The sequence below is a fragment of the Yimella sp. cx-51 genome, from assembly GCF_017654605.1.
In the GTDB taxonomy this organism is placed as follows: Bacteria; Actinomycetota; Actinomycetes; order Actinomycetales; family Dermatophilaceae; genus Yimella.
In genome coordinates this window covers 1,123,939-1,148,323 of sequence record NZ_CP072113.1, presented here as the reverse complement: position 1 = coordinate 1,148,323, position 24,385 = coordinate 1,123,939, and the positions used below count along the sequence as shown (strand labels likewise).

The window sequence follows — 24,385 nt, the reverse complement described above, 5'->3', positions numbered from 1 at the left end:
ACTGTCCGTCGTCCAGTCTAGCGCAGCCTTCACTGCCCTCCGGCCACGGCAGCGGGCGCGGTGTCGGGACGGATGTCGATGCGCCAACCGGTCAACTTCGCCGCGAGGCGAGCGTTCTGGCCCTCCTTGCCGATGGCGAGGGAGAGTTGGAAGTCAGGAACGACGACGCGGGCCGACTTGGCCGAGGCGTCGATGATCTCGACCGACGAGACGCGCGCCGGTGACAGCGCCGCGGCGACGAACTCAGCGGGGTCGTCGGAGTAGTCGACGATGTCGATCTTCTCGCCGTGCAATTCGGTCATGACGGCCCGGACGCGTGAACCCATCGGCCCGATGCAGGCCCCCTTGGCGTTGAGCCCGGGCACCTTGGTGTGCACCGCGATCTTGGTGCGGTGGCCGGCCTCGCGGGCCAGCGCCGCGATCTGCACACTGCCGTCAGCAATCTCCGGCACCTCGAGCGCGAAGAGCTTGCGTACGAGGTTGGGGTGGGTGCGGGACAAGCCGATCTGCGGCCCCTTGGGTCCGCGCTTGACGCTCACCACATACGAGCGCAGGCGGTCACCGTGCTTGTAGCTCTCCCCCGGCACCTGCTCGGCCGACGGCAGGAAGCCTTCGACGGTGCCGAAGTCGACCCGGACGCTGCGCGGGTCGCTCGACTGCTGGATGACACCCGCCACGATGTCGCCCTCGCGGCCACGGAAGTCACCGAGGATCGCCTCGTCCTCGACGTCTCGCATCCGCTGCACGATCACCTGACGAGCGGTGGCAGCAGCCACCCGGCCGAAGTTGTCCGGGGTGTCATCGAACTCCGGCCCTGGCTCACCGCGCAGGCCCTCGTCGTCGATCTCGCCCTCTTCACGGGCCCACACCACGACACGGCCGCTCTTGCGGTCGAGTTCGACACGTGCGTGGCGAAGTGAGCCCTCCTCCCGCTGGTACGCGGTGAGCAGCGCTTGTTCGATCGCGGGCACGATGATGTCCATCGGAATTTCCCGCTCGCGCTCCAGTGCGCGCAGAGCCGCCATGTCGATGTCCATCAGTGCTCGCCTTCCTCGGGACGGTTGAACTCCACGTTCACCTTGCTCTTGCCGCATTCGGCGTACGGGAGGGTGGTCAGCGCGGGCTCGCCCTTGTCGGGCGTGACCAGCAGGTCGAAGTCGTCTGCACCGGCCCGCATGACACGGCCGGTCAGATCGCCGCCCTCGGTGCGCCAAACGGTGACCAGGCGCCCCACATTGCGACGGTAGTGATGCGGCTGCGTCAACGGACGGTCGACGCCGGGGGAGGACACCTCCAGCACATAGGGCTGCTCCCCCATCGCATCGGTCTGGTCGAGCCGGTCGCTGATCACGCGGGTGGCTTCGCCGACGGCGTCCAGATCGACCGAGGGCACCGAGGAGGTCTCGTCGGTCGGATCGAGACCGGCCAGGTCGGTGTCGACGAGCACGCGCACGACGCGGCGCTTGCCGGCCGGGGTGACGGTGAGGTCTTCCACTCGCAACTGAAGCGGCGCGAGCGCCGGGGTCAGGTCGTCGAGGATCTGTTGGTGCCGATCCGTCGGGCTGGAACTCATGCCTGACTCCTGTGTTCTCGAGTGGGGAACAACCACTCTAATCAGGTCGGTCGGCTGCTACCAATCAGCACAGTTCCTGGTGGCGATGGCGTCCGGCACTCAGGCCGAGCGGATCTCACCGAGCGAGGTGGCACCACCGTGGATTCCGCACTCGCTCTTGTCGGTGCCAGCCCAGCGTCCGGCTCGGGGGTCTTCACCGGCGAGCACCTTGCGCGTGCACGGCGCGCAACCGATCGACGGATAGCCTTGCGCCAGTAGCGGATTCATGATCACGTCGTGTTCGGCGATGTACTTCTCGACGTCGTCGTCCGTCCACGCCGCCAGGGGCGCGAGCTTGATGAGATCGCGCCGCTCGTCGAAGGAGACCACGTCGGTGTTCGCCCGTGAGGCTGATTCGGCACGGCGGACGCCCGTGGCCCAGACCGCGCGCCCGTCCAGTGCCTCGTCCAGCGGATGCGTCTTGCGCATGGCACAGCACAGATCAGGGTCGCGGTCATGCAGCTTCGGGCCGTACTCGGCATCCTGCTGCGCCACGGTCAGCCGCGGGCGGACGTCGAGCACCCGAACGTCGTACTCGGCGGCGACCCGGTCTCGCGTCTGCACGGTCTGCGCGAAGTGGTAGCCGGTGTCGAGGAAGACCACCTGGACGCCCGGCGCCGCTTGGGACGCCAGGTGCACCAGCACCGTGTCCTGCATCGACGCCGCCACCACGAAATCGTCGCCGAACCGCTCCGCGGCCCATCGCACGACCTGCGCGGCGGGGGCATCTGCCAAGTCGCGCGCCGCTGCAGCAGCGACGGCTCGCAGATCGTCAGTCATCGCAGCAGCGCCTCATCGGCGCGGCCGACCCACTGCGCGAAGCGTTCGCCCTCGGTGCGATCGCCGGCGAAGTTGGTGGCGACGCGCTCGACGTAGTCGCCGAGTTCGGCGGAGGTCACCTTATGCGTCCGCAGCTTGCGTCCGAAGCCGGCGTCCAGCCCGAGTCCGCCGCCGAGGTGCACCTGGAAGCCCTCGACCTGCTCACCGCTGTCGGTGGTGACGATCTGACCCTTGAGCCCGATGTCAGCGGTCTGGATGCGGGCACAGGAGTTGGGGCAGCCGTTGAGATGAATGGCGATCGGCACGTCGAGGTCGAGATGGGCAAGGCGCTCGTCGAGATCAGCGACCAGGTCGATCGCCCGCTGCTTGGTGTCGACGATCGCCAGCTTGCAGAACTCCAGGCCGGTGCACGCCATGGTCGAACGCCGCCAGCGTGACGGATTGGCTTCCAGGCCAACGGTCTTCATCTCATCGACCAACTGCTCGACGTTCGACTTGGGGACATCGAGCACGATCAGCTTCTGGTGCGGGGTGAGGCGCACCCGCTGCGAGCCGGCCCGCTCGGCGGCGTCCGCCACCTGTGCCAGCTTGGAGCCGGAGACCCGGCCGACGACCGGGGCGAAGCCGACGTAGGCGTTGCCGTCGACCTGGTCGTGCACGCCGATGTGGTCGAGCACGGTCTCGTCGACGATCGCGGCCGGCCCGTCGGGCAACGCGTACCCGATGAACTCCTTTTCCAGCACGTCGCGCAGCTTCTCCGGGCCCCAGTCGGCGACGAGGAACTTCAGCCGCGCGCGGTGGCGCAGGCGGCGATATCCGTAGTCGCGGAACAAGCAGACGACGGCGTACCAGACCTCGGGTAACTGCTCGAGGGTCACGAACGCGCCGAGCCGTACGGCCAGCTTGGGGTTGGTGGAGAGCCCACCGCCGACCAGCAGGTCGAAGCCGGGGCCGACTTCAGGGTGAACGACGCCGACGAAGGACACGTCGTTGATTTCGGGCACCGTGTCGGGCAGCCAGGAGATCGCGGTCTTGAACTTGCGCGGCAGGTTGCTGATGGTCTGGTCGCCGATGTAACGCCGGCTGATCTCCTCGATCGCAGGCGTTGCGTCCAGCACTTCTGCAGCGCTGACCCCAGCCACCGGAGAGCCGAGGATGACCCGCGGGCAGTCGCCGCAGGCCTCGGTGGTCGACAGGCCGACCCCCTCGAGCCGGCGCCAGATCTCCGGGACGTCCTCGATGGCGATCCAATGCAGCTGGATGTTCTGCCGGTCGGTGATGTCGGCGGTGTCGCGGGCGAAGTCACGCGAGACCTCCCCGATGACGCGCAGCTGCTCAGTGCTCAGCGCGCCGCCGTCGGAACGCACCCGCATCATGAAGAACTCGTCGTCGAGCTCCTCCGGCGCCATGCTGGCGGTGCGGCCACCCTCGATTCCCTGGCGGCGCTGGGTGTAGAGCCCCCACCAACGCATCCGGCCGCGCAGGTCGTCCGGCGGGATCGAGGCGAAGCCTTCCTTGGAGTAGATCTGCTCGATCCGGGCACGGACGTTCAGCGCGTCGTCCTGCGCCTTGAACTCCTCGTTGTGGTTCAGCGGGTCACGCTGATCCAGCGCCCACTGGCCCTCGTTCTTGGTCGTCACAGCCGTCACGTCGCATAACGTCTCATTTGGATGTGCCCAACTCAAAATGATGGATCTAGTGGTCTCGACGAGCGAGACGCCCGCCGTGCGAGGATGGCCGCCATGTCCCGCCGGTCCTGCGCCCCGACTCGCCGGACACTACTCCTGGCAGCACTGGCGCTGCCCGCAGCAGGGTGCAGTGTGCGCCTCGAGCGCGACGCACCGCCCATTCCGGGAGTGCCCACCGCCGATCCACCGGCGGACGCCGCCGTCCTGCAGCAGACGATCAGCCGACTGCGCTCACTTGCCGTCGCCCTCGACGGCGCCGAACCGCTCGCCTGGACGGCGCCGCTTCGCTCCCTGCATTCCGATCAGGCCGACGTACTGACCAGGCTCGCGGCATCCGCCGGCATCACCGTCACGCAGGCGGCCAGCCCGACGTCAACGGCAAGCCCGAGCAGCACGCAGACGCCCACGTCGACCACGGCCGCTTCGACTGGGGCGACCTCTTCGTCCTTGAAGGCGTCAGGTTCGACCTCGACAGCAACCTCGTCCCCCAGCCCGACACTCCCACCCAGCGCCCAGTGGGAGGTCGACGAGTTCACCCTGGCGCGTGTGCAGGAGGTCGTCGGTGCCACAGCACGACACCGTCCGGCCCTGCTCGCTGTGCTGGCGGGGCATCGTGCGGGGGCTCGGCTGCTCGGAAACCCGGGGCCGCCCGCGGTCACCGGCTTGGCCGGTGCCGACGCGGTGACGGTGCTCATGGCGGTCCGCACCGCCATCCATGCAGGCGAGGTGCTGGTCGCCAAGACTGCGTTCAAGGAACGCTCCCCGCTGTCGTCCCTTCTCGGTGTGCTGTACGCCGAACGGATGCGCCTTGGCCGCGAAGCGGGGAGCCTCGCCTCCGCCGAGCAACTCACCTACGCCCTCCCGCCCGGCTCGGACGACCCTGCTCGCGCCAAGGAGGTGATGGCGCCGCTGCTGGTCGCCTGCGCCCGAGCCACCGCCAGCACATCCGCTCGGTGGACGACTCCCGCCTCGGCGACGCGTGGTGTGCAGCTGTGGGGCGACTTCACCGCGCTGGCCTGGCAGTGGGGCTCGGAGCCCGACACCTTTCTCGGTCTGAAGCAGTGAGTCTGATCCCGGCGACTTTCGCCGATACCGTCGCCGGACGTCCGGCCGAGCCTTCCGTGAGCGGCGACGACTGGCTCGCCACACTCCCCCGCCTGATCAACGAGGTGCTCGCCGACTGGGATCTGCAGCTCGAGGGTGCCGCCATGCACGGCGAATGCGCGATCGTGCTGCCCGTGCGCCACGCCGACAGCGAAGCGGTGCTGAAGCTGACCTGGCCGCACACCGAGGCCGCCCACGAGCATCTTGCCCTCCGCGCCTGGGACGGCGACGGAGCAGTGCGCTTGCTGCGCGCTGATCCTCATCGGTGGGCGATGCTGCTGGAGCGACTCGATCCGGTCAATCTCAGCACCGCCCCGCTGCTGGAGGGATGCGAGCTGATCGGCACGCTGATGCGCCGCCTCGACCGGCCAGCCCTGCCGCAACTGACCAGACTCAGCCAGCTCGCCACAGATTGGGAGGCGCTGTGTGCGCAAGGGTCAGCGGCCGTCCCGCGTCGTTTCACCGACCAGGCGCAGTCGCTCATCCGCGAGTTGCGCTCCGACGACATCGACCGATCCCTGGTGCACCAGGATCTCCACTTCGCCAACGTCCTGCGTGCGCAGCGCGAGCCCTGGCTGGCCATCGACCCCAAGCCAGTGGCCGGGGAATGGGAGTTCGCTGTCGCACCGGTCGTCTGGAACCGCGAAGACCTCACCGCGTCGGCCCACAACGTCCGGAATCACCTTCGACTGCGCCTGGGTCTGGTGTGCGAAGCCGCCGGCCTCGACGAGGACCGCGCCGCCGCTTGGACCTTCGTGCGGGTGATCGTCAACGCCTTGTGGGGCAGCGATCACGCGCCGTGGGTCACGCGGATGATCACCATCGCCAAAGCCATGACGGACTGAGACCGGCAGACCTGCCGGGCAACCGATCTTCTGGTCACAGACGCAGGCGAACCCCCGTCGCAGGTCGCGCCGGGGGTTCGTCCCGAGTTGGGAGAACGCGAAGAGTCAGCTCTTCTTGGCGTTCTGCTCCACGATGCTGCGGAAGCTGTTGGGCGTCTGCACGAGCGAGTTGAACATCTGCTTGTCGTCGCTGGAGCTCTTGCCGTTGATGATGACGGTCGGGGTGCCGGTGACCCCGTTCTTACCCGAACGCACCTCAGTGGCCTCCACGTACTTGGCGTACTTCGCATCCGAAACACACTTGTTGAAGGTGTTGAGCGCTGCGCCCTTGATGCCCACCTGCTGTGCCACCTGCGCGTAGACGGACGTCGGGTAACCGTCGCCTTCCTTGGTGGGCTGCCTCTTGAACAGCTCGGTGTGGAACTCCGGCATGAGGCCCGCATCGGCGGCACAGAAGGCCGCGTTGGCGGCCTGGGCCGAGGAATTGTTGCCGAGGTTCTTGTCCAGGAAGGACATCACGTGGATGGTCAGCTTGATCTCGCCGGCCTGCGCCATCTGCATCATCTGGCCACCGTTGGCCTGCTCGAAGTTGTTGCAGATCGGGCACTGGTAGTCGACGTACAACTGCACATCGGGCACGCCGGCCTTGGCCTTGCCCGCGTACGCGAGCACGCCATTGCCCTCGGCCTGCGAGCCGGCCGGACCGACCGCGTCGGTGCTGCCCGAACCGCGCGTCAGGATCACCGCGGTGAAACCACCGATGACCAGCAGTCCCACCAGCACGACGCTGATGATGAGGTTGAGCTTGCTGTTGTCCTTCGGCTTGCTGGCAGCGAGCTTGGCGGACGCATCGGGACGGGGCATGCGGGGTCCTTTGCAGGGGATTGGGTCTGTCGGAGTTCAGCCTAAGCGTCCCTCCTTCGTGGGACGACCAGGGTTCAGCCGAACAGTCGCGCGTCGAGGGAGAACTTCGTGCGGGGACGGATCGCCAGCCACAAAGCGGTAAGCAGGAGCGCACCGTCACGCAGCAATTCCTGGCCGTACTTCGGATCGTCCACCGGCCCGCCGCCGCCGAAGCAACCGCAGTCGATCTTGATGCCGCGGGCCCACACCGAGATGATCCCGATCACGAAGGCGAGCATCAGCAGCGCACCGATGATCGCCGCGAGCCGCGTCTTCAGGCCGATGATCAACAGCACCCCGATGACCACCTCAACGAAGGGCATCACCATGCCCCAGGCATTCGCGAGTTCGTAGGGCAGCAATTGGTAGGCGCGGGTCGCCTGCTGGGACTCGGCGATGTTCATCGCCTTGGGGATGCCTGCCGCGAGCATCACGCCACCCAGCACCAGCCGGCACACCAGACCGACCCAGTCCTTCCACTGGCCGGTGGGTTTCGCAGTCACAGTCACGGATGTTTCCTTCGGTTCGCGGTCCGGTGATCAACGTACGACAGCGGCGGCGCCTGCCTCGTTCCACCTACCAACGCTGGGTGCGCGAAGCCACTGTCGACTGGCCTGGTCACAGCAGTCCGAACTGCGTGGCGACGTCGTAGCTGATGCGCAGGATGAACGCGCTCACCACGATCACGAAGACCCAACGGACGAAGGCGGCCCCCTTGGCCACTGCGGTGCGCGCACCCAGGTAGCCGCCGGTCATGTTGGCCGCCGCCATCGCCAGGCCAAGTTTCCAGAAGCCGGCGCCCTGCGGGATGAAGATGACCAGGGACGCGAGGTTGGTGGCCAGGTTGGCGAGCTTCGCCTTGGCGGAGGCCTCCAGGAAGGCGTAGCCGAGCAGCCCGACCATCGCGAACACCAGGAACGAACCGGTGCCCGGCCCGAGCGCCCCGTCGTAGACCCCGATCACGAAGCCAGCTGCAGCCGCCAGCCCGACGTGCTTGCGTCCGGTGAAGCGCAGGTTGGTGGCCTGCCCCATGGCTGGCTTGGCCAGGGTGTAGATCATCACGGTGATCAGCGCGACCAGGATGATCGGGTTGAACGAACTGCGGGGCAGGTGCGAGGCGATGAGCGCACCGAGCAACGAGCCCGCGAACGCTGGAATCGCCAGTGCCAGAGCGGTTTTCGGGTCAGGACGCACTCGCCGCCAGTAGGTGGCGCTACTGACTGTCGTCCCTGCCACCGACGCCATCTTGTTGGTGGCGAGCAGATGCACTGGTGCCGCGGTCGGGAAGGCGATCAGCAGGGCTGGCAATTGCACGAGCCCGCCGCCGCCAACGACCGAGTCGACCCAGCCAGCCGTCAGTGCGGCGATGACGAGCAGGACGAAAACGGTGGTGGAAATGTCATCCATGACGCCAGCGTTCGATGTGCTGGGTGATCTCGCTCAGGTCGTGCACCACGGCGTCCGGCACCGCGTCGGTCTCGACCTGTTGCTCCACCGGGATGTCACTGTGCGGCACCAGGATCGACCGCATGCCGACGCTCTTGCTGCCGTGAACGTCCTCGAACGGACGATCGCCCACGTACACGCAGCGCTGCGGTGCAACGCCCACGGCGCGGGCTGCTTCCCTGAAGGCCTCCGGATGCGGCTTGGACCACTCGATCTCACTGGAGTACACGTCGGCGTCGATGAGATGCAGGACGCCGTCCCGCTCGAAGATCGAGCGGTGATGCTCGCGTGACCAGACGGTGTTCGACAACACACCCACCCGAATCCCGTTGCTGCGCAACCACTCCCACAGCGGTGCGACGAGGGGGTCGGTGTAGGTGTGCTCGTCCCAGAAATCGAGATGCGCCTCGAGCGCCGCGGTATGCCGCTCGTCGAGGTGGTCGATCTCGGCGTCGGCGAGGATGCTCTCGACCGTGGCACTGGTGTGATCCGTGCGCGAGCGTGCCCATGCCTGGGCACAGGCGCGCTCGATGCGGGTGGCCATCGCTGCCGGGTCGTGCGCGCCCCAGGCCTGGGCGTAGACCAGCCACTCCCGGTGGTGGTCGATGTCGCCGTGCCAGGGCGTGAGGGTGCCACCCCAGTCGAAGATGACGGCCTCGATCGGCTCCCGCTGCGGCTGTGGCATCGACTCGCCGATCAGGCGCGGACCTCGCGCAGCACCTCGGCGACGGCGTCGTCAACAGGCACCTCGCGTCGGTCTCCGCTGCGGCGGTCCTTGACCTCGACATTTCCCTGCTCCAGGCCCTTGCCGACCACCAGGATCGTGGGCACCCCGATGAGCTCGGCGTCCTTGAACTTCACCCCGGGCGAGACCTTGGGTCGGTCGTCGAAGATCACCTCGAGGCCTTCGGTCTCCAGTTGCGCGACGAGTTCGGCGGCCTTGACGAAGACGGCGTCGTCCTTGCCGGTGGCGACCACGTGGACGTCCGCTGGCGCGATCTCGCGCGGCCAGATGAGGCCGTACTCATCGAGGTTGTCCTCGGCGATCATCCCGACGGCGCGGGTGACACCGACGCCGTAGGAGCCCATCGTGACGGTCACGAGCTTGCCGTTCTCGTCGAGCACCTTCAGGCCGAGCGCTTCGGCGTACTTGGTGCCGAGTTGGAAGATGTGGCCCATCTCGACGCCGCGGGCGAGGGTCAGGCCGACGCCGTTCGGGCCCAGATCGCCCTCGCGCAGCTGTGCTGCCTGGATGGTGCCGTCGGCGGTGAAATCGCGTCCGTACACCAGGTCGAGCACGTGTTTGCCGTGCTCGTCGGCGCCGGTCACCCAGGCGCTGCCCTCGGCGATGCTGGGGTCTAGCAGGTAGCGGATGCCGCTGCTCTTCTCCTCGCCGAGCACGCCGGGACCGATGTATCCCTTGGCAAGCATCGGGTAGCGCTTGAAATCGCTCTCCTCGAAGGCTTCGACATCAGCGGGGGCGACCTTCACCTCGAGGCGCTTGGCGTCGACCTCGCGGTCTCCGGGCACACCGATCGCCAGCGGTTCGCGGGTGCCGTCAGGGTGCACCAACATGACCAGCACGTTCTTGAGCGTGTCGGCGGCGGTCCACTCCCGGCCGTCGCCGTGGGCGTGGTCGGCGTTGAGCGCGGCCACGAGAGTCTCGATGGTCGGGGTGTCGGGGGTGTCCTCGACATGCGCCGCACCAGCCGTGATCTCGACCGGCTTCGCCTGCGGGATCTCGACGGCTTCGACATTGGCGGCGTACCCGGTCTCGTCACGAACGAAGGTGTCTTCACCGTGCTCGCTCACCGCGAGGAACTCCTCGGACGCAGAGCCACCCATCGCACCGGAGTCGGCGTGCACGATGACGTACTCGAACCCGAGGCGCTGGAAGATCTTGATGTAGGCGTCCCGGTGGGCGTCGTAGGACTTCTGCAGCCCTTCGGCGGAGACGTCGAAAGAATAGGAGTCCTTCATGATGAACTCACGCCCGCGCAGGATGCCCGCCCGGGGACGCGCCTCGTCGCGGTACTTGTTCTGGATCTGGTAGAGCGAGAGCGGGAGGTCCTTGTACGAGGAGTACATGTCCTTCACCGTGATGGTGAACATCTCCTCGTGCGTGGGGCCGAGCAGCATGTCGGTCTCGCGGCGGTCCTGCAGCCGGAAGAGGTTGGGGCCGTATTCGGTCCAGCGGCCGGTCGCCTCGTAGGGCTCGCGCGGCAGAAGCGCGGGGAACTGCACCTCCTGCGCACCGATCCTGTTCATCTCCTCGCGGATGATGCCCTCGACCTTGGCCCGCACCTTCAGACCGAGCGGCAACCAGGTGTAGATGCCGGGCGCAGCACGGCGGATGTAACCGGCGCGCACCAGCAGTTTGTGGCCCGGCAGTTCCGCATCGGCCGGGTCCTCGCGCAGGGTCCGCAGGAACAGGGTCGACATACGCATGGCCACGGGTTTGATCTCCAGGGTGTCGCGGGATGTGCTCAGGGCCCGCCAAGCCTATCCGCCCGGCGTCCCCGCCCGAATCCGCGTGAGTTCGGTGCCGCACCCGCGACCTCCTCCGACCACAAACCGGACGCAAAACGCTCAGATTCGCTTCGGAAGTGTGCTGTTTGCGTCCGGTTTGTGGGCACCTCCACGCCACCTTCCTGTGGATAACGGCAGAGCGCACCACAGCGCAGCATCATCAATCGATGCACCAGAACGGCCCCACCGAATTCCGCACCCGCGACGGACGGGCCGCCGGCTTGTCGACACGTCACTTGAACTCGAGCGCCTACTCGGCGCCGTTCCACGGAGCGCGAACCTCGTGCACGCTTCAAGATCTAGCGGACGTAGCTCGCGCGTACCGACCACTCCTTCGGCCGGGAGTTGCTATTGCCGGCCCGAGTGCGGCCGCCGTCTATGGACTCCCGTTGCCGACTCGTCTGCAATCGAACGACACAGTTCACCTAGCTGTCGGAATAGACAGCCTTCGGCCCCGAGGGCGGGGCGTGGCATCACGCGTGGTCGGCGAGCATGCGTTCAGTCTCATCGAATTCGACGGTCTGACTCTCACCGCCCCCGCGCTGACGTGGGCTCTGCTGGCACGCGAATGCAGTGTCGGCGAGCTCGTGCGGATCGGCGACGCGATCATCAGCGACAACGACGACTACGTCGGTCGGCATCGCTCGTTCACCCACGGAAGCCTGGACGATCTCGCTATCGGGGTACATCGATGGATGTCGTGCACGGGGGTCCAGAAGCTTCGCGAAGCACTCCCGCTCGTGCGCGAACACGTCGCCTCACCCCCTGAAACGGACTTACGAACACTCCTGAACGAGGTCGGTGTTGACGACCTTGAAGTCAACGCCGACATCGTGACCAACGCCGGTGAGTTCGTGGCCCGCGTCGACTTGCTCGATCGACAACTGGGAATGGTGTTTGAGTATCAAGGTGACGGTCATCGAACCGACCAGAAGGTGTGGCGCCGCGACGTCGCGCGCTTCGATGACCTTGCCGCACTCGGTTACATCGTCACGCAGGCGACTGGCGACGATCTCTACCTGACGCGGGAACACTTCGTTCGGCGCGTCCTGAGGAATCGAGAGCGTGCACTTTCACGACGACTGGAAGCCTCCTGATTGGTGCGTGAGTTCCTCCTCGCACCCCTCAACTCCGCACAAACCGGACGCAAATCGCACACTTTCGGTCGAAAAGTGTGCGATTTGCGTCCGGTTTGTGGGAAGTCGGCGTCAGGCCGGGAGCGCGCGCCGGGCGATGGCCCGGATGTCCGCGGACGCCGGCAGCGTGCCGTGGACCCCGTCCCACTCCCCCGCGATCCGGCTGGCAACGAAAGCATCGGCGACTTCCGAGGTTGAGTGCTGCACGAGCAGTGCCGCCTGCAGCAGCACCGCCATCCGCGAGGTCAGCGAGCGCGCCTGTCCTTGTGCAGCTTCCAGATCGCGGGCAGCGCCGACGAGGTCGTTCAACACATCGGCGACGGCGGTGTCGAGCGCGGCATGACTACCCGCCGCTCGGCCCACTTCTGCGCGCCAGGCCTGCACCGCGTCGGGCGATTTGGCGAGCACCCGCAGCAGGTCGAGGGCGTTGACATTGCCGCTGCCCTCCCAGATCGAGTTGAGCGGTGACTCGCGCACCAGCAGCGGCATGCCTGATTCCTCGGCGTAGCCGTTGCCACCGAGACATTCCATGGCCTCGACGGTCACGGTGGGTGTGCGCTTGCACACCCAGAACTTCGCCAGCGGCAGGGCCATCCGACGCAGTGCCATTTCGTGTTCGTCGTGCGGTTGTTCGACGGCGCGGGCCAGCCGCAGGGCAAGGTGCGTCGCGGCTTCGCTGTCGAGGGCGAGATCGGCGATCACGTTCGTCATCGCCGGTTGGTCGAGCAAGGTCGCACCGAAGGCGGCCCGTTGGGAGACGTGCCACGACGCCTCGGCCACCGCCCTGCGCATCAACGACGCAGAACCGAGCACGCAGTCGAGCCGGGTGGCCGCGACCATCTCGATGATGGTGCGCACCCCCTTGCCCTCGTCCCCGAGGCGCTGCGCGTAGGCGCCGTGGAAATCCAACTCAGTCGAGGCGTTCGAGCGGTTGCCGAGCTTGTCCTTGAGCCGGACGATGTGCACCGGATTGCGGCTGCCGTCCGGGCAGATGCGGGGCAGCAGGAAACAACTCAGTCCGTCCGGTGCCTGGGCGAGCACCAGGAACAGGTCGTTCATCGGGGCCGAGGTGAACCACTTGTGGCCGGTGAGCCGGTACGAACCGTCCGACTGACGATCGGCTCTGGTCACATTGGTGCGGACGTCCGAGCCGCCCTGCTTCTCGGTCATGCCCATGCCCGCGAGCAGGCCGGCTTTGCCGTGCGGCTCACGCAGGCCGAAATCGTAAGTGCGAGAAGCGAGTCCGTCGGTCCACTCCTTCGCGAGTGCATCGTCGGCACGCAACGCCGGGACGGCCGCATAGGTCATCGTCATCGGGCAGCCGTGGCCTGGTTCCAGTGGGGTCCAGGCGACATAACCGGCCGCGCGCCGTAGGTGAGGTAGCGGCTCGTCGCTGGTCCACGCGGTAGCGCCCAGGCCATGGGCGATCCCACGGGTCAGCATGTGGTGCCAACTCGGGTGGAAGTCGACCTCGTCGATGCGATGGCCGAACCGGTCGACGGTGCGCAGCACCGGTCCGTGCTCATTCGCGAGCATCCCGTGTTCACGGGTGTCGGCGGTGCCCGCTTCGAGGCCGAGGTCGTCGAGCGAGGCCAGCAGTTCGTCCGCCTGCGCGCCAGCCTGCGCTCGGACGGCCGAGACGAGAGCCTGGTCGCCTCGGACGGCGTGGTGACCGACGAGAGGCTCGGCCTGATTGGCGGGGATGCGCTGGAAGGGGTCGACGCTCATGTACTCGACAGTAACCAACCGTCGTCGTGCGCCGGGTAGGTTTGCCGTTGTGTCCGACGACCGCCACTGCCGCCCCGGCTGCGCCGAAAGTGCGCCGCTGATCCTGCGCGGTCGACGTTTCGACGCCGCAAAGCCTGCGGTCATGGCCATCGTCAACCGAACCTCCGACTCCTTCTGGTCGGGCAACCGGCACAGCTCACTCGAATCAGCGCTCGAAGCACTCGATGCCGCCGTAGAGGCCGGTGCCGACATCGTGGACGTCGGTGGGGTGCGTGCGGGTCAGGAGGGTGACTGGGTCGACGACTCCGAGGAGATCGACCGGGTCGTCCCGTTCCTTGCAGCAGCCAGGGAGCGGCACCCCGACCTTCTCCTCTCGCTCGACACCTGGCGCTCCTCGGTCGCGCGCGCAGCACGGGGAAATGTCGACCTGATCAACGACACCTGGGCGGGAGCGGACCCCGAACTCGCCGGAGTGGCAGCCGAACTCGACGCGGGATACGTGGTCTCCCACACCGGTGGCCTCCCGCCACGTACCGATCCGGTTGGCATCCGGTACGCCGATGCGGGCGCGACACGGGGCGAGGAGGACGCCGCGGTGGTCGCCTCGGTCGTGCGCACGCTGCGCGACGGTGCCGCGCGCGCCGTCGCAGCTGGGATCAGCGCGGAGAGGGTGCTCATCGACCCGACACTGGACTTCGGCAAGACCACCCACCACTCACTGGCCGTGCTGCGTGCCACCTCCGAGGTTGTGTCGCTGGGATTCCCTGTGCTGCAAGCGATCTCGCGCAAGGACTTCATCGGCGAAACCCTCGACCTGCCGGCCGACGACCGCTTGGAGGGCACCCTCGCGGCGACGGCGGTGGCCACCTGGCTCGGCGCCACGGTCTTCCGGGCACACGACGTGCGAGCCACCAGGCGGGTCGTCGACATGGTGGCGTCCATCCGTGGCGCGCGGCCCCCGGCACGGGCGGTGCGCGGTGAGCCCGGGGGCGACGTGTCGATCCGGCTCACCTGACCGGGGTCCGACGCAAGATGAAGAACATTTCATCGACGCCTCAGAAAGTTCTCACCGCACCACGCAACACTCGTCGCATGCTCCTGTTACGCCGATTCTCGATCGTCGTGTTCGCGCTGTGCCTTCCCGTCGGGCTGGCCCTCGCGAGCCAAGCGCTCGCCGAGCGTCCCGGACCTCCGCAACTGCCACAGCACGCTCGTGCTGGGAGCTGTGATCTCGCAGCGATCGGCCTGAACGGATCGGGCCCGAGCGGTCGGGCCCGGTCCGCTCTGTTACAGGATGACCGTGGCGAAGGTGTCGCGTTGGGTGAATCCGACGCGTTCATAGGTGCGGATCGCGGCGAGGTTGAAGTCGTTCACGTAGAGCGACGCCGTGGCCGCATGGTCTGCCAACACTTGCTCGACCACGGATTTCATCGCCGGAGCGGCCAGCCCGTGGCCGCGCAGTTCAGGAGCCACCCACACCCCTTGGATCTGCGCGACGCCGAAAGCCAGTGACCCGATGTCGGCCTTGAAGACCACCCGTTTGCCTTCGACGATCACGTAGGTGTGACCGTTGCGGATGAGTGACGTCACCATGCGGCGGTATTCGCGATCGGAGCCGAAGTACGGCGGATAACCGATCTCGCCGGTGAACATGTGGGCTGCAGCGGGCAGCACCAGGTCGACCTCGTCCAGCCGCGCCGGACGCACCCGATCATCCGATGGCAGTGCCTGATCGAGTTCACCGGCGGAGACGGCCATCAGGGGTTGCCGTTCGCGGATCGCCCGCGGTGTACCCCATTGGCGTTCGAGCCGTTCCCACAGCGGAAAGACCTGATCGGCGAGGCCGAAGATCGAGCTGCTGCGACGCCGATACCTGCGCAACCTGGAGGCATACCCGTCCAGTTCGTTCTCGCCGATGTCGATCGGCACGACATTGGCAGAGATCCAACACAGCGACCTGAGGTGATCACTGGCATCGCCCAGCACGTTCGCCGCCGAGGGCGGACCGCCTGTCAGCAGCCGCGCGGCGACGAAGACATTGGCCAACGGATTGGTGGCGCACAATCGCAGCGCAGCGTCGTGGTCCTGGGCCCGGAGGGCCGAGGGGGCACGGGAAGCTCGCAGCACGTCCCTACCCTGCCAGTCCCTGTGGCCCCAGTCAGGCAAACGTGGACTTGGATGTGGTTGGGTGCGCTGTTGTGACCAGTTCAGGACCAGATGCCAGCACGCCGATCGGAACGCCCGTCCACCTCGATTTCCGCAAGTACGACGGATCGGAGCACTGGCAGGAGGACTACCGACTGCTGGGTGTCGACCGGGACGGCGTCTGGTTGGGCATGCGAGCCGGCACGCCCTTCGCCCGCCCGGGCATGAGCACCTACGCCCGCTCGGACACCGTTCGGCTGGTTCGTACGGACGCACGGTGGGCCGCCTGCTTCAACGCCCCGGGAGGCCCGTCCGCGCACATCTACGTCGACATCGTCACGCCGGTGCAATGGCGCCGGACCAATGAAGGTTTCGTCGGAACCCTCGTCGACATCGACCTGGACGTCGTCGAACGCTTCGACGGGCAGCTCTACATTGACGACGAGGACGAGTTCGAGGAGCACACCGCCGCGTTCGGCTATCCGGAGCGCTTGGTGGCCGACAGTCGCCGGGCCGCCGACGAGGTGTACGCGGCCGTGCAGCAGAGGCGCCCACCGTTCGACGGTCGAGGCGACCGATGGCTGCAACGGATCGGGGATCGAGAGGTACCGCAGGAGTGAGTGAGCCGCGCCGAACACTATTCTTCGAAAAGCACATTCTCGAACGTTTGATGGGGGCTCACATGTCACGCACCGGATTGGCGATCACCGTTGCCGCAATGCTCGTCACGGCAGGTTGTGGGGGTGGCGGCGGCTCGGTCACGGTGAACTCCTCGTCGTCCACAACCTCCAACACCACGAGCTCGCCGACGTCGAGCGCGACTTCACAGAGCGCCACGAGCAGCTCGCCGGACACCAGCTCGCCCACCTCGTCCTCCAGCGACGGATCCTCGAGCGCCGGTGCCCTTCCCGACGGTTTCAAGCGAGCCGAGGTCTCGGCGCACAAGATCAGCTTCGGAGTGCCAAAACTGTGGGTGCTGGTCGACCCGGCGACGATGGACGACCAGAAGTTGCAGAAGGCGCTTGAGCCGATGGCCAAGAGTTCGGGCACGACGCCGCAGGCGCTTGCGCAGCAGGTGAAGACGCAGCTCACCGCGATCTACTTCTCCCCTGTCGCCGAGGACGGCTTCTCGGAGAACCTCAACGTCAACAAGAAGAATTTCCCCAAGTCCGCAGGCTTGCCGACCGAGGCACAACTCTTGGCCGGCATCAGCCCGATCGGCGGCAAGACCGAGTCGTACACCAAGCGCGACAGCCCCGTTGGTGAAGGCGTTGTCTACAACTACTCCTTGCCCACGCAGGGCAAGACCGCTTACGGCGCCATGATCGTGCTGCCCAACGGCACCTCGGGCTACAGCCTCATCACGGTGTCGGCGGGCAAGGCCGAGCGCACCAAGACACTCACCGACGCGATCTACCAGTCGGTGCAGAACTCCTGAGCAACTCGCGCCTTACGGCGTACAGCAGCGGCCCGGATCAGAAGTGATCCGGGCCGCTGCCGTTGGTCAGTGACTGGGGGCTCAGCCGACAGTGACGCTGGGCACGCCGGCCGACTCCTCGTCGATCGGTTCGCCCATCTCCTCGGCGATGCGCATGGCCTCCTCGATGAGGGTCTCGACGATCTGGCTTTCGGGAACGGTCTTGATGACTTCGCCCTTGACGAAGATCTGGCCCTTGCCGTTGCCGGAGGCGACGCCGAGATCGGCTTCACGGGCTTCGCCCGGTCCGTTGACGACGCAGCCCATCACCGCGACGCGCAGCGGCACGGTCATGCCCTCCAGACCGGCGGTCACCTGGTCGGCGAGGGTGTAGACGTCCACCTGGGCGCGACCGCACGAGGGGCACGAGACGATCTCGAGCTTGCGAGGCTTGAGGTTGAGACTCTGCAGAATCTGGTTGCCGACCTTGACCTCTTCGACCGGCGGCGCCGAGAGCGAGACGCGGATCGTGTCGCCGATGCCCTTGCTGAGCAACGAACCGAAGGCCACCGAACTCTTGATCGTGCCCTGGAAGGCGGGGCCGGCCTCGGTGACGCCGAGGTGCAGCGGCCAGTCACCACGCTCGGCGAGCATCTCGTAGGCCCGCACCATGACGACCGGGTCGTTGTGCTTCACCGAGATCTTGAAGTCGTGGAAATCGTGCTCCTCGAAGAGCGAGGCCTCCCAGACCGCGGACTCCACGAGTGCCTCGGCGGTGGGCTTGCCGTACTTCTCCAGCAAACGCTTGTCGAGGGAGCCAGCGTTGACGCCGATGCGGATCGAGACACCCGCAGCCTTGGCGGCGTCACCGATCTCCTTCACCTTGTCGTCGAACTGGCGGATGTTTCCGGGGTTGACCCGGACGGCCGCGCAGCCGGCGTCGATGGCAGCGAAGACGTACTTCGGCTGGAAGTGGATGTCGGCGATCACCGGGATCTGCGACTTCTTGGCGATCGCCGGCAGGGCTTCGGCGTCGTCCTGCGACGGGCAGGCCACACGCACGATGTCGCAACCGGAGGCGGTGAGCTCGGCGATCTGCTGGAGGGTGGCGTTGATGTCGGTGGTGGGCGTGGTGGTCATCGACTGCACCGACACCGGTGAATCGCTACCGACTCCGACCTTGCCGACCTTGATCTGGCGGGTCTTGCGCCGCGGTGCGAGCACCGGGGCCGGGGCCGACGGCATTCCGAGGGAGACACTCATGCCTCCAAGTATCACGCACGCGTCGGCAAAACCTTCAGTCGACCAGTTGCAGCGTCCTGGTGTCGGTGTCCATCACGGCTCGGGCACCGATCGGCAACGACTGCAGCGGCACCCCGTGGCCGACGTCCAGCCCGGCCAGCACCGGCACACCGAGGTCACCGAAACGGTCACGCAACAGATCGTTGACGACCTGCGGGTCGCCACACTGGTCGAAGTTTCCGAGCAGCACACCACGCAGTCCGTCCAGGAAATTGCTGCGGCGCAGCTGGGTGAACATGCGGTCGAGGCGGTGCGGCTCCTCGAACTCGTCTTCCAGGAAGAGCAGGCCGCCGTCGGCCGGCACCGAGGTGACGGTGCCGATCGAGCTCGTGACGAGTGCGCAACAGCCGCCCATGACGATTCCTTCGGCGGTTCCGGACGTGATGGTCCAGGCGTCCGGGAAGACCAATTGGGATGGACGCTCGAACAGTGCTTCGTGCAGGCTCGCCTGCGCGCGTTCGGCGAGGAGGTAGCTCGTGGCAGGCATCGGCCCGTAGAGGCTGACCCACCCCCAGTGCCGCAGCAGCGCTTCCTGCACGGCGGTGACGTCGGAGAAGCCGACCACCCAGCGCGGCTCGGGTCGCAGCGGCGACAACGCCTGCCAGTCGATCAGCTCCAGTGCTCGCTGGGCGCCGTCGCCGCCCTTGGCGAAGATCACCGCATCGAATTCAGGACTGGTGAGGGCTTGCACCAGATCGTCGGCACGGAGTTGATCGGTGCCGGCGAGGTGGGTAAATGCTGGAGAAGGGGCGGCCATTGCTGAGGGCAGGACGACTGGCTCGAGGTCCCAGTCCCGCAGGATCAGCAGACCCTTGGCCAGCGCATCCGGGTTGACCGGTCCGCTCGCGGTGATGATCGCGACCTTCGCGCCGGGGAGCAGCGGAGCCGGGCGCTGGGGCGCAGTCACAGCTTGATCGGGTTGACCAGGTCGGCGTAGGCCAACAGCGCGAACATCACTATCAGGACGAGGGAGACGCCGTAGGCGATCGGCATGCCTTTGGCGGCATCGGCGTAGACCTTGCCGGTGATGCCACGGGCACGCGCGATCGGACGCTTGATGGCTTCCCAGATCGCGGTGGCGATGTGGCCGCCGTCCAAGGGCAGCAGCGGCACCAGGTTGAAGACGAACAACGCCATGTTGAGTGCCGCGAGCATCATCAGCAGCATCGCGAACTTGTCCATCAGGGTGATCTGCTTGATCTCGGCGACCTCGCCGGCGATCCGGCCGACGCCCACCACCGAGACCGGCCCCTGGCTGTCACGTTCGCCGCTGCCGAAGGCCGCGTAGAAGACGCCCACCATCTTCTGCGGGATCTTCACGAAGACGCTCGCGGTCTTGGCGAAGGCATCCCAGACAATGGCGGGTGAGTCGCTGAGCGGGCGCCGTTCGTCCTCGATCTTCGCGGCACCGATGGAAGCGCCGACCACACCGACCTGGGCCTTCTCGCGTTGGCCCTTCCAGTTGATGACCGGGACGCCCTGGGAGTCGAGCTTGTCCATCGTGCGCAGGCGCGGCGTGATCGTCACCGACTGATGAGCACCCTTGCGTTCCACCACGACCGGAACGCTCTGGCCGGCGTGATCGCGAATGGCGCTGATCGCCTGGCTGGAGGTGGAGACCGGCTTGCCCGCGATGGACACGAAGACATCACCTGGTTCGAGCTTGCCCGATGCCGGCGAGCGGTCGACAGCGGAGCAGGTCTCGGCGCCGGTGACGCAGGGCTGCACGCCGTAGACCTTGGCGGCCTTCTCCGTCGGCAGACCGATGCCGCACGCGACAATCGTGAGCAGCACCCCGGCGATGATGAGGTTCATGAACGGCCCGCCGAACATGACCATCAGCTTCTGATGGGTCTTCAGGTCGTAGAAGACGCGGTTGCGATCGGCCGGGGTGACCTCCTCGTAGGCAGCATCGCGGGCCTGGTCGACCATCTGGCTGAACCGCCCGGTCGAGGAGGCACGCACCCGCACGGTGCCGTCGGGCAACACCTCGTCCTCCGGACGCGGAGGAAACATTCCGATCATCCGGATGTAGCCGCCGAGCGGGATCGCTTTGAGGCCGTACTCGGTCTCGCCCTTGCGTTTCGACCACAGCGTCGGCCCGAAGCCGACCATGTACTGCGTGACCTTCACGCCGAACTTCTTGGCGGGCACCAAGTGACCGATTTCGTGCAGGGCGATCGAGGCCCCGATGCCGAGGGCCATGATCAGAACGCCGAGCAGAAACATCACGCGCGGAAGTGTCTCACGCGGGGCTGAGCAGGTCGTGGGCCCGACGTCGCGCCCACTGCTCCGCAGCAAGCACCTGCTCGACGGTCAGGTCGCCGCTTTCCACCTCGTGCTCGGCCACCACGCGCTCGACGGTGTCGACGATGTCAACGAAGCCGATCTGCCCGTCGTGGAAGGCGTCGACGCATTCCTCGTTGGCCGCGTTGTAGACCGCCGGGAAGGTGGCACCGGCTTCGCCGACCTGGCGCGCCAGCCGGACGGCCGGGAATGCTTCGTCGTCCAGCGGCTCGAAACGCCAGTCGGCGGCCTTGGTCCAGTCGATCGACGTCTCCACGTCGGCCACCCGGTGCGGCCAGCCCATGCCGAGCGCGATCGGAACCATCATCGTCGGCAAACCGATCTGCGCGACGACGGCACCGTCGACGAATTCGACCATCGAGTGGATGTACTGCTGCGGGTGCACGACGACGTCGATCCGGTCGAAGGGGACGTCGAAGAGCAGGTGCGCCTCGATGACCTCGAGCCCCTTGTTGACCAACGTCGCGGAATTGGTGGTGATCACCCGCCCCATGGCGAAGTTGGGGTGGGCGAGTGCTTGCGCCGGGGTGACGTCGGCGAGTTCTGCGCGGGTGCGGCCTCGGAATGGTCCGCCGCTGGCGGTCACGACCAGCTTGCGCACCTCCGACCGGTCGCCGGCCAGGAGCGACTGGGCGATCGCACTGTGTTCGCTGTCGACCGGCACGATCTGACCGGGTGCGGCGAGCGCCTTGACGATCGGGCCGCCGACAATGAGCGACTCCTTGTTGGCCAGAGCGAGCGTTGAGCCGGCCTCGAGTGCAGCCAGTGTGGGCCGCAGGCCGATCGACCCGGTGATGCCGTTGACCACCACGTCGGCCGAGCACTTGGCCACGTCTTCGGCAGCCTGGTCACCGACAATGACCTCCACGTCCCCGGCGTCGGTGCCGAGCGCGCGGTAGGCGTCGGCGATGCGCTCGCGCAGCGTGCCGTCGTCCCGGGCCGCGCCGACGAGCGGCACATCGAACTCGGCGGCTTGTTCGGCGAGCAGCGCCAGGTCGGACCCGCCGGCGCTGAGCGCGACGATGCGGAACCGGTCGGGGTTGTCTCGGACGATCTGGCAGGCCTGGGTGCCGATCGATCCGGTCGATCCGAGCAGGGCAACGGTGCGAGCAGTCACCCGGTCATTGTGCCGTGACCGGTCATCACCTCCTGCTCTGGTGCGATCAGCGTGAGGATGCGAGTCACCAGACCCGGATGATCGGTCGGTTCCAGCAGCACCTCACCGTCGCCGAGCTCCGGTGCCATCGCATCGTGTTCGGCGGGCTCGACATCGGTCAACCAGGTGCCTCCGGCGCCGCCCAACGCGCCGATGAGTCGTCCGGCCCTCTCCCCCGGCCGCCAGAGTGTCGCGTCCAGGCGCAGGCGAGTCTGGCCCCAGGGCTGGCCCAATCGGGTTGCGGTGCGGGCGGATCCGCTGCCGGGCACGACGTCGAGCGGTCTGATCCATGCATCGATGAGTTGCTCAAGGTCGCCCTCATGCACCGCGAACGCATGCATGCCGTCCGGTGTGACTGTCTCGACCAGATGTGCCGACTCCAGGCTGTGCACATAGTGCGCGGTCTCGGTCGCCTCCTGTTCGGTGAACTCACCGATGACGACGACGAGCACCCGCTGAGCGTCCTGACGCCACTGCAGCAGATCGACCACGTGCTCGGGCACCTGGATCGCACCTACCTCGCTGACTGCCACGCCGTGTGCCCACAGGGACCGCGCGGCGGTGGTCAGCACCGCATCGCGGGCCTCGGGGTCGACGGTTTCCAGGTAGGGCTGGACGACCAACGGGTGTGCACCGCCGAGCAGTTCGAGTTCCTCGTCGGTGAGTCGCAGATAGGGCTGGGCGATCATCGCGAGCTCCCTTGATCCGTCGGAATACCTGTGTTCGGCGCGCAGGGACGCGGAGCCACGCCGGGCACGAGCCGGTCGGGCGTCGTCGAGCGCTGGTGCATGAACGAGGTGTCCAGCTTCTTGATCGAGCGATTGGGGACATGAACCGGCTGGAGTCGACGCTCGGCGACGGCTGCTGTCGCTGCGGGGGTGAGGGTCGCATTGCTCGGGACGCGGTGCAACGCCGTGGTTGCGCTGGTCGCTTTGCGCACCACCGCAGCACTGAGACCAAAGGTGTGCGGGGTGTACCCGTCGCGAAGGAATCTCGGCGCGTCCTGCTGCAGCCAGTGCTTGTTGTCGTGGGTCTTGTTGCCTGCCTTCCACGCCGCCCACGCAGCGATGGCGAGCCCTCCGGCTACCTGGCCACCGGGGAAGCGGCTCACGACGACTCCGTTGACCTGCACCATGCCCATGTACCGCGTCGCTGCCCCGCGCCAACCGGAATAGCCGCCACCGGTCCAGATGTCGACCAGTCCGGGCGCGGCCGCATCGATGAGTGAAACTGCCCCGACCGACCTCGCCACAGGGCGCAGCCATTTGCCCTTACCCTCCAGGAATGACTTCACGCGGTCCTTCTCCGCCAGCCCGGAAGCCCCACCCTTCTGAACCGTAACCAGCGCGTCCTTACGTTTGCGCAGCTGCGCCGGTGTGGGATCGGCCCCTGGCCTCGTCTGCCACAGCACATGGGCCGCCGAACCCTGGCTCCACAACACCCAGTACGACCATCCCAAGCCCGCGATCGTTGCGCCTCTTCGCCACATGACCTCCGGGGGCTGCGCAACGCTCAGCGCTGCCTTCAGCTTGCCGATCGCCAGCCGGTGGTCACGGCCCAATTGATCGAGCCGCGTGGTCAGCCGTCTGATCCGGCCCGTCGAAGCGGTGATCTCGCGCGAGAGCCGAAGCGGGTCGTCGCCCACCGACGACAGCTGTCGCTCACGTTCCAGATCGCGCAGAAGCAGCTTCTCCGACGCGAGGTCAGCAAGCAGGCGCCGCTGCTCACCCTGGTGCCGCTCGAGGTCGCCAGCGAACGTGCGTACGGAGCCGGCTGCGTCGCGCAACACCCGCGCTGCACGACGAGTCTCACGGCTCTGCGCGGTGGTCGCGCAGGTGAACTCGGTAGCGGCCGCACCCTTCCACTGCGCGGACGCAGTGCCTTGGGCGCCGAAGACGCAGGACGCATGCCCTTCCAACGTGGCCGCCTGCGTGTTCAGGGCATTGGCCGCTCGGCGCAACTCCTCGGGGCTTCCGGCGACCGTACTCACCGTGCCGTCCCGACTGCGTGCATGACCACACGCTCGGTATCGGCGTAGCTGCCACCGGCCGATTCGGTGGTTTTCGCCAGCGCCTCGGAACTGGCCGACAGCCCACCCAAGGCAAGGTTCCAAGCACCTGCCAAGGAGGTGGCCAGCGCTGCGCAGCCACCGTCGCCGCAGCTGGCACCGACCGACTGGAAGGCCTGGTGTACCGCCCCCGGTGCGTTGCCGACCGCATCGACCGTTCGCCGCATCTGACGTGAACTGTCTTGCAGCGCAGCCGAATTGACTTGCAGATTCACTGAT

General features: G+C 67.0%; 25 protein-coding genes. 6 read left to right on the top strand and 19 right to left on the bottom strand.

The features are described from left to right. Window positions 1-29: 29 nt before the first annotated feature. From nusA to J5M86_RS05435, 4 genes are all read right to left on the bottom strand, one after another. On the bottom strand, window positions 30-1,037 hold the full coding sequence (gene nusA / locus J5M86_RS05450) for a transcription termination factor NusA (RefSeq protein WP_188060204.1): 1,008 nt from the start codon (window positions 1,035-1,037) through the stop codon (window positions 30-32). Then, complete coding sequence (gene rimP / locus J5M86_RS05445; protein ID WP_188060203.1) at window positions 1,037-1,573, bottom strand: ribosome maturation factor RimP; 537 nt, start codon at window positions 1,571-1,573, stop codon at window positions 1,037-1,039. The genes nusA and rimP overlap by 1 nt, the downstream gene beginning before the upstream one ends. A 99-nt stretch (window positions 1,574-1,672) precedes the next feature. Beyond that, entirely contained in the window at window positions 1,673-2,392 is a 720-nt protein-coding gene (locus J5M86_RS05440; RefSeq protein ID WP_188060202.1) for a phosphoadenylyl-sulfate reductase, read from the bottom strand. After that, window positions 2,389-4,041 carry a nitrite/sulfite reductase gene (locus J5M86_RS05435; protein ID WP_244328498.1) on the bottom strand — a complete coding sequence of 551 codons (1,653 nt, stop codon included), beginning with the start codon at window positions 4,039-4,041 and terminating at the stop codon, window positions 2,389-2,391. Before J5M86_RS05435 ends, J5M86_RS05440 begins: the two co-directional genes overlap by 4 nt. Window positions 4,042-4,212: 171 nt before the next feature. Here J5M86_RS05435 and J5M86_RS05430 point away from each other — a divergent pair, with 171 nt between their 5' ends. Both J5M86_RS05430 and J5M86_RS05425 read left to right on the top strand, forming a co-directional pair. Then, on the top strand, window positions 4,213-5,145 hold the full coding sequence (locus tag J5M86_RS05430; RefSeq protein WP_208965111.1) for a hypothetical protein: 933 nt from the start codon (window positions 4,213-4,215) through the stop codon (window positions 5,143-5,145). Then, the gene (locus J5M86_RS05425; RefSeq protein WP_188060199.1) at window positions 5,142-6,029 is read left to right on the top strand and encodes an aminoglycoside phosphotransferase family protein; all 888 of its coding nucleotides are present in this window, start codon (window positions 5,142-5,144) and stop codon (window positions 6,027-6,029) included. The genes J5M86_RS05430 and J5M86_RS05425 overlap by 4 nt, the downstream gene beginning before the upstream one ends. Before the next feature lie 105 nt (window positions 6,030-6,134). Here the strand turns inward: J5M86_RS05425 and J5M86_RS05420 are convergent, their stop codons facing one another. The 5 genes from J5M86_RS05420 to J5M86_RS05400 form a co-directional block, all read right to left on the bottom strand. Further along, window positions 6,135-6,893, bottom strand: coding sequence for a thioredoxin domain-containing protein (locus tag J5M86_RS05420; protein ID WP_188060198.1), 759 nt, complete (start codon window positions 6,891-6,893; stop codon window positions 6,135-6,137). Between the two features lie 74 nt (window positions 6,894-6,967). Beyond that, window positions 6,968-7,441 (bottom strand): DoxX family protein, encoded by a 474-nt coding sequence (locus J5M86_RS05415; protein WP_244328497.1) that lies wholly within the window; start codon window positions 7,439-7,441, stop codon window positions 6,968-6,970. Window positions 7,442-7,550: 109 nt separating this feature from the next. Beyond that, on the bottom strand, window positions 7,551-8,339 hold the full coding sequence (locus J5M86_RS05410) for a TSUP family transporter (protein WP_188060197.1): 789 nt from the start codon (window positions 8,337-8,339) through the stop codon (window positions 7,551-7,553). Next, a complete protein-coding gene (locus J5M86_RS05405; protein ID WP_188060196.1) occupies window positions 8,332-9,063 on the bottom strand; it encodes an HAD family hydrolase in 732 nt (243 codons plus the stop codon). The genes J5M86_RS05410 and J5M86_RS05405 overlap by 8 nt, the downstream gene beginning before the upstream one ends. Before the next feature lie 11 nt (window positions 9,064-9,074). After that, on the bottom strand, window positions 9,075-10,826 hold the full coding sequence (locus J5M86_RS05400) for a proline--tRNA ligase (RefSeq protein ID WP_223158442.1): 1,752 nt from the start codon (window positions 10,824-10,826) through the stop codon (window positions 9,075-9,077). Between the two features lie 548 nt (window positions 10,827-11,374). On the opposite strand from J5M86_RS05400, the gene J5M86_RS05395 reads away from it, so the two are divergent. Further along, window positions 11,375-12,004 (top strand): hypothetical protein, encoded by a 630-nt coding sequence (locus J5M86_RS05395; RefSeq protein WP_208965110.1) that lies wholly within the window; start codon window positions 11,375-11,377, stop codon window positions 12,002-12,004. Between the two features lie 111 nt (window positions 12,005-12,115). Here the strand turns inward: J5M86_RS05395 and J5M86_RS05390 are convergent, their stop codons facing one another. Next, entirely contained in the window at window positions 12,116-13,771 is a 1,656-nt protein-coding gene (locus J5M86_RS05390) for an acyl-CoA dehydrogenase family protein (protein WP_188060192.1), read from the bottom strand. Window positions 13,772-13,820: 49 nt separating this feature from the next. On the opposite strand from J5M86_RS05390, the gene folP reads away from it, so the two are divergent. Continuing rightward, window positions 13,821-14,786, top strand: a complete 966-nt coding sequence (gene folP, locus J5M86_RS05385) for a dihydropteroate synthase (protein WP_244328496.1) — start codon at window positions 13,821-13,823, stop codon at window positions 14,784-14,786. A 272-nt stretch (window positions 14,787-15,058) separates the two neighbouring features. Here folP and J5M86_RS05380 read toward each other — a convergent pair whose 3' ends face one another. Then, complete coding sequence (locus tag J5M86_RS05380) at window positions 15,059-15,898, bottom strand: GNAT family N-acetyltransferase (protein WP_370587325.1); 840 nt, start codon at window positions 15,896-15,898, stop codon at window positions 15,059-15,061. Between the two features lie 71 nt (window positions 15,899-15,969). Between J5M86_RS05380 and J5M86_RS05375 the strand changes: the two genes are divergently transcribed. After that, window positions 15,970-16,536, top strand: coding sequence for a DUF402 domain-containing protein (locus tag J5M86_RS05375; RefSeq protein ID WP_188060190.1), 567 nt, complete (start codon window positions 15,970-15,972; stop codon window positions 16,534-16,536). A 58-nt stretch (window positions 16,537-16,594) separates the two neighbouring features. Here J5M86_RS05375 and J5M86_RS05370 read toward each other — a convergent pair whose 3' ends face one another. Continuing rightward, a complete protein-coding gene (locus J5M86_RS05370) occupies window positions 16,595-16,783 on the bottom strand; it encodes a hypothetical protein (protein ID WP_188060189.1) in 189 nt (62 codons plus the stop codon). A 91-nt stretch (window positions 16,784-16,874) separates the two neighbouring features. Here J5M86_RS05370 and J5M86_RS05365 point away from each other — a divergent pair, with 91 nt between their 5' ends. After that, window positions 16,875-17,354, top strand: coding sequence for a hypothetical protein (locus J5M86_RS05365; RefSeq protein ID WP_188060188.1), 480 nt, complete (start codon window positions 16,875-16,877; stop codon window positions 17,352-17,354). A gap of 81 nt (window positions 17,355-17,435) precedes the next feature. Here the strand turns inward: J5M86_RS05365 and ispG are convergent, their stop codons facing one another. Genes ispG through J5M86_RS05330 form a run of 7 tightly spaced genes read right to left on the bottom strand, consistent with a single transcriptional unit; the run spans window position 17,436 to window position 24,381 of the window. After that, window positions 17,436-18,596: a flavodoxin-dependent (E)-4-hydroxy-3-methylbut-2-enyl-diphosphate synthase gene (gene ispG, locus J5M86_RS05360; RefSeq protein WP_188060187.1), complete on the bottom strand. Its 1,161-nt coding sequence runs from the start codon at window positions 18,594-18,596 to the stop codon at window positions 17,436-17,438. A 34-nt stretch (window positions 18,597-18,630) separates the two neighbouring features. Further along, a complete protein-coding gene (locus J5M86_RS05355; RefSeq protein WP_188060186.1) occupies window positions 18,631-19,542 on the bottom strand; it encodes an LD-carboxypeptidase in 912 nt (303 codons plus the stop codon). Beyond that, window positions 19,539-20,864, bottom strand: a complete 1,326-nt coding sequence (locus tag J5M86_RS05350) for an RIP metalloprotease (protein ID WP_188060370.1) — start codon at window positions 20,862-20,864, stop codon at window positions 19,539-19,541. The genes J5M86_RS05355 and J5M86_RS05350 overlap by 4 nt, the downstream gene beginning before the upstream one ends. Window positions 20,865-20,880: 16 nt before the next feature. Beyond that, complete coding sequence (gene dxr, locus J5M86_RS05345) at window positions 20,881-22,059, bottom strand: 1-deoxy-D-xylulose-5-phosphate reductoisomerase (RefSeq protein ID WP_188060185.1); 1,179 nt, start codon at window positions 22,057-22,059, stop codon at window positions 20,881-20,883. After that, on the bottom strand, window positions 22,056-22,787 hold the full coding sequence (locus tag J5M86_RS05340; RefSeq protein ID WP_188060184.1) for a hypothetical protein: 732 nt from the start codon (window positions 22,785-22,787) through the stop codon (window positions 22,056-22,058). The genes dxr and J5M86_RS05340 overlap by 4 nt, the downstream gene beginning before the upstream one ends. After that, window positions 22,784-24,088: a WXG100 family type VII secretion target gene (locus tag J5M86_RS05335; RefSeq protein WP_188060183.1), complete on the bottom strand. Its 1,305-nt coding sequence runs from the start codon at window positions 24,086-24,088 to the stop codon at window positions 22,784-22,786. The genes J5M86_RS05340 and J5M86_RS05335 overlap by 4 nt, the downstream gene beginning before the upstream one ends. Continuing rightward, window positions 24,085-24,381 (bottom strand): hypothetical protein, encoded by a 297-nt coding sequence (locus J5M86_RS05330; RefSeq protein ID WP_188060182.1) that lies wholly within the window; start codon window positions 24,379-24,381, stop codon window positions 24,085-24,087. The genes J5M86_RS05335 and J5M86_RS05330 overlap by 4 nt, the downstream gene beginning before the upstream one ends. Window positions 24,382-24,385: the final 4 nt, after the last annotated feature.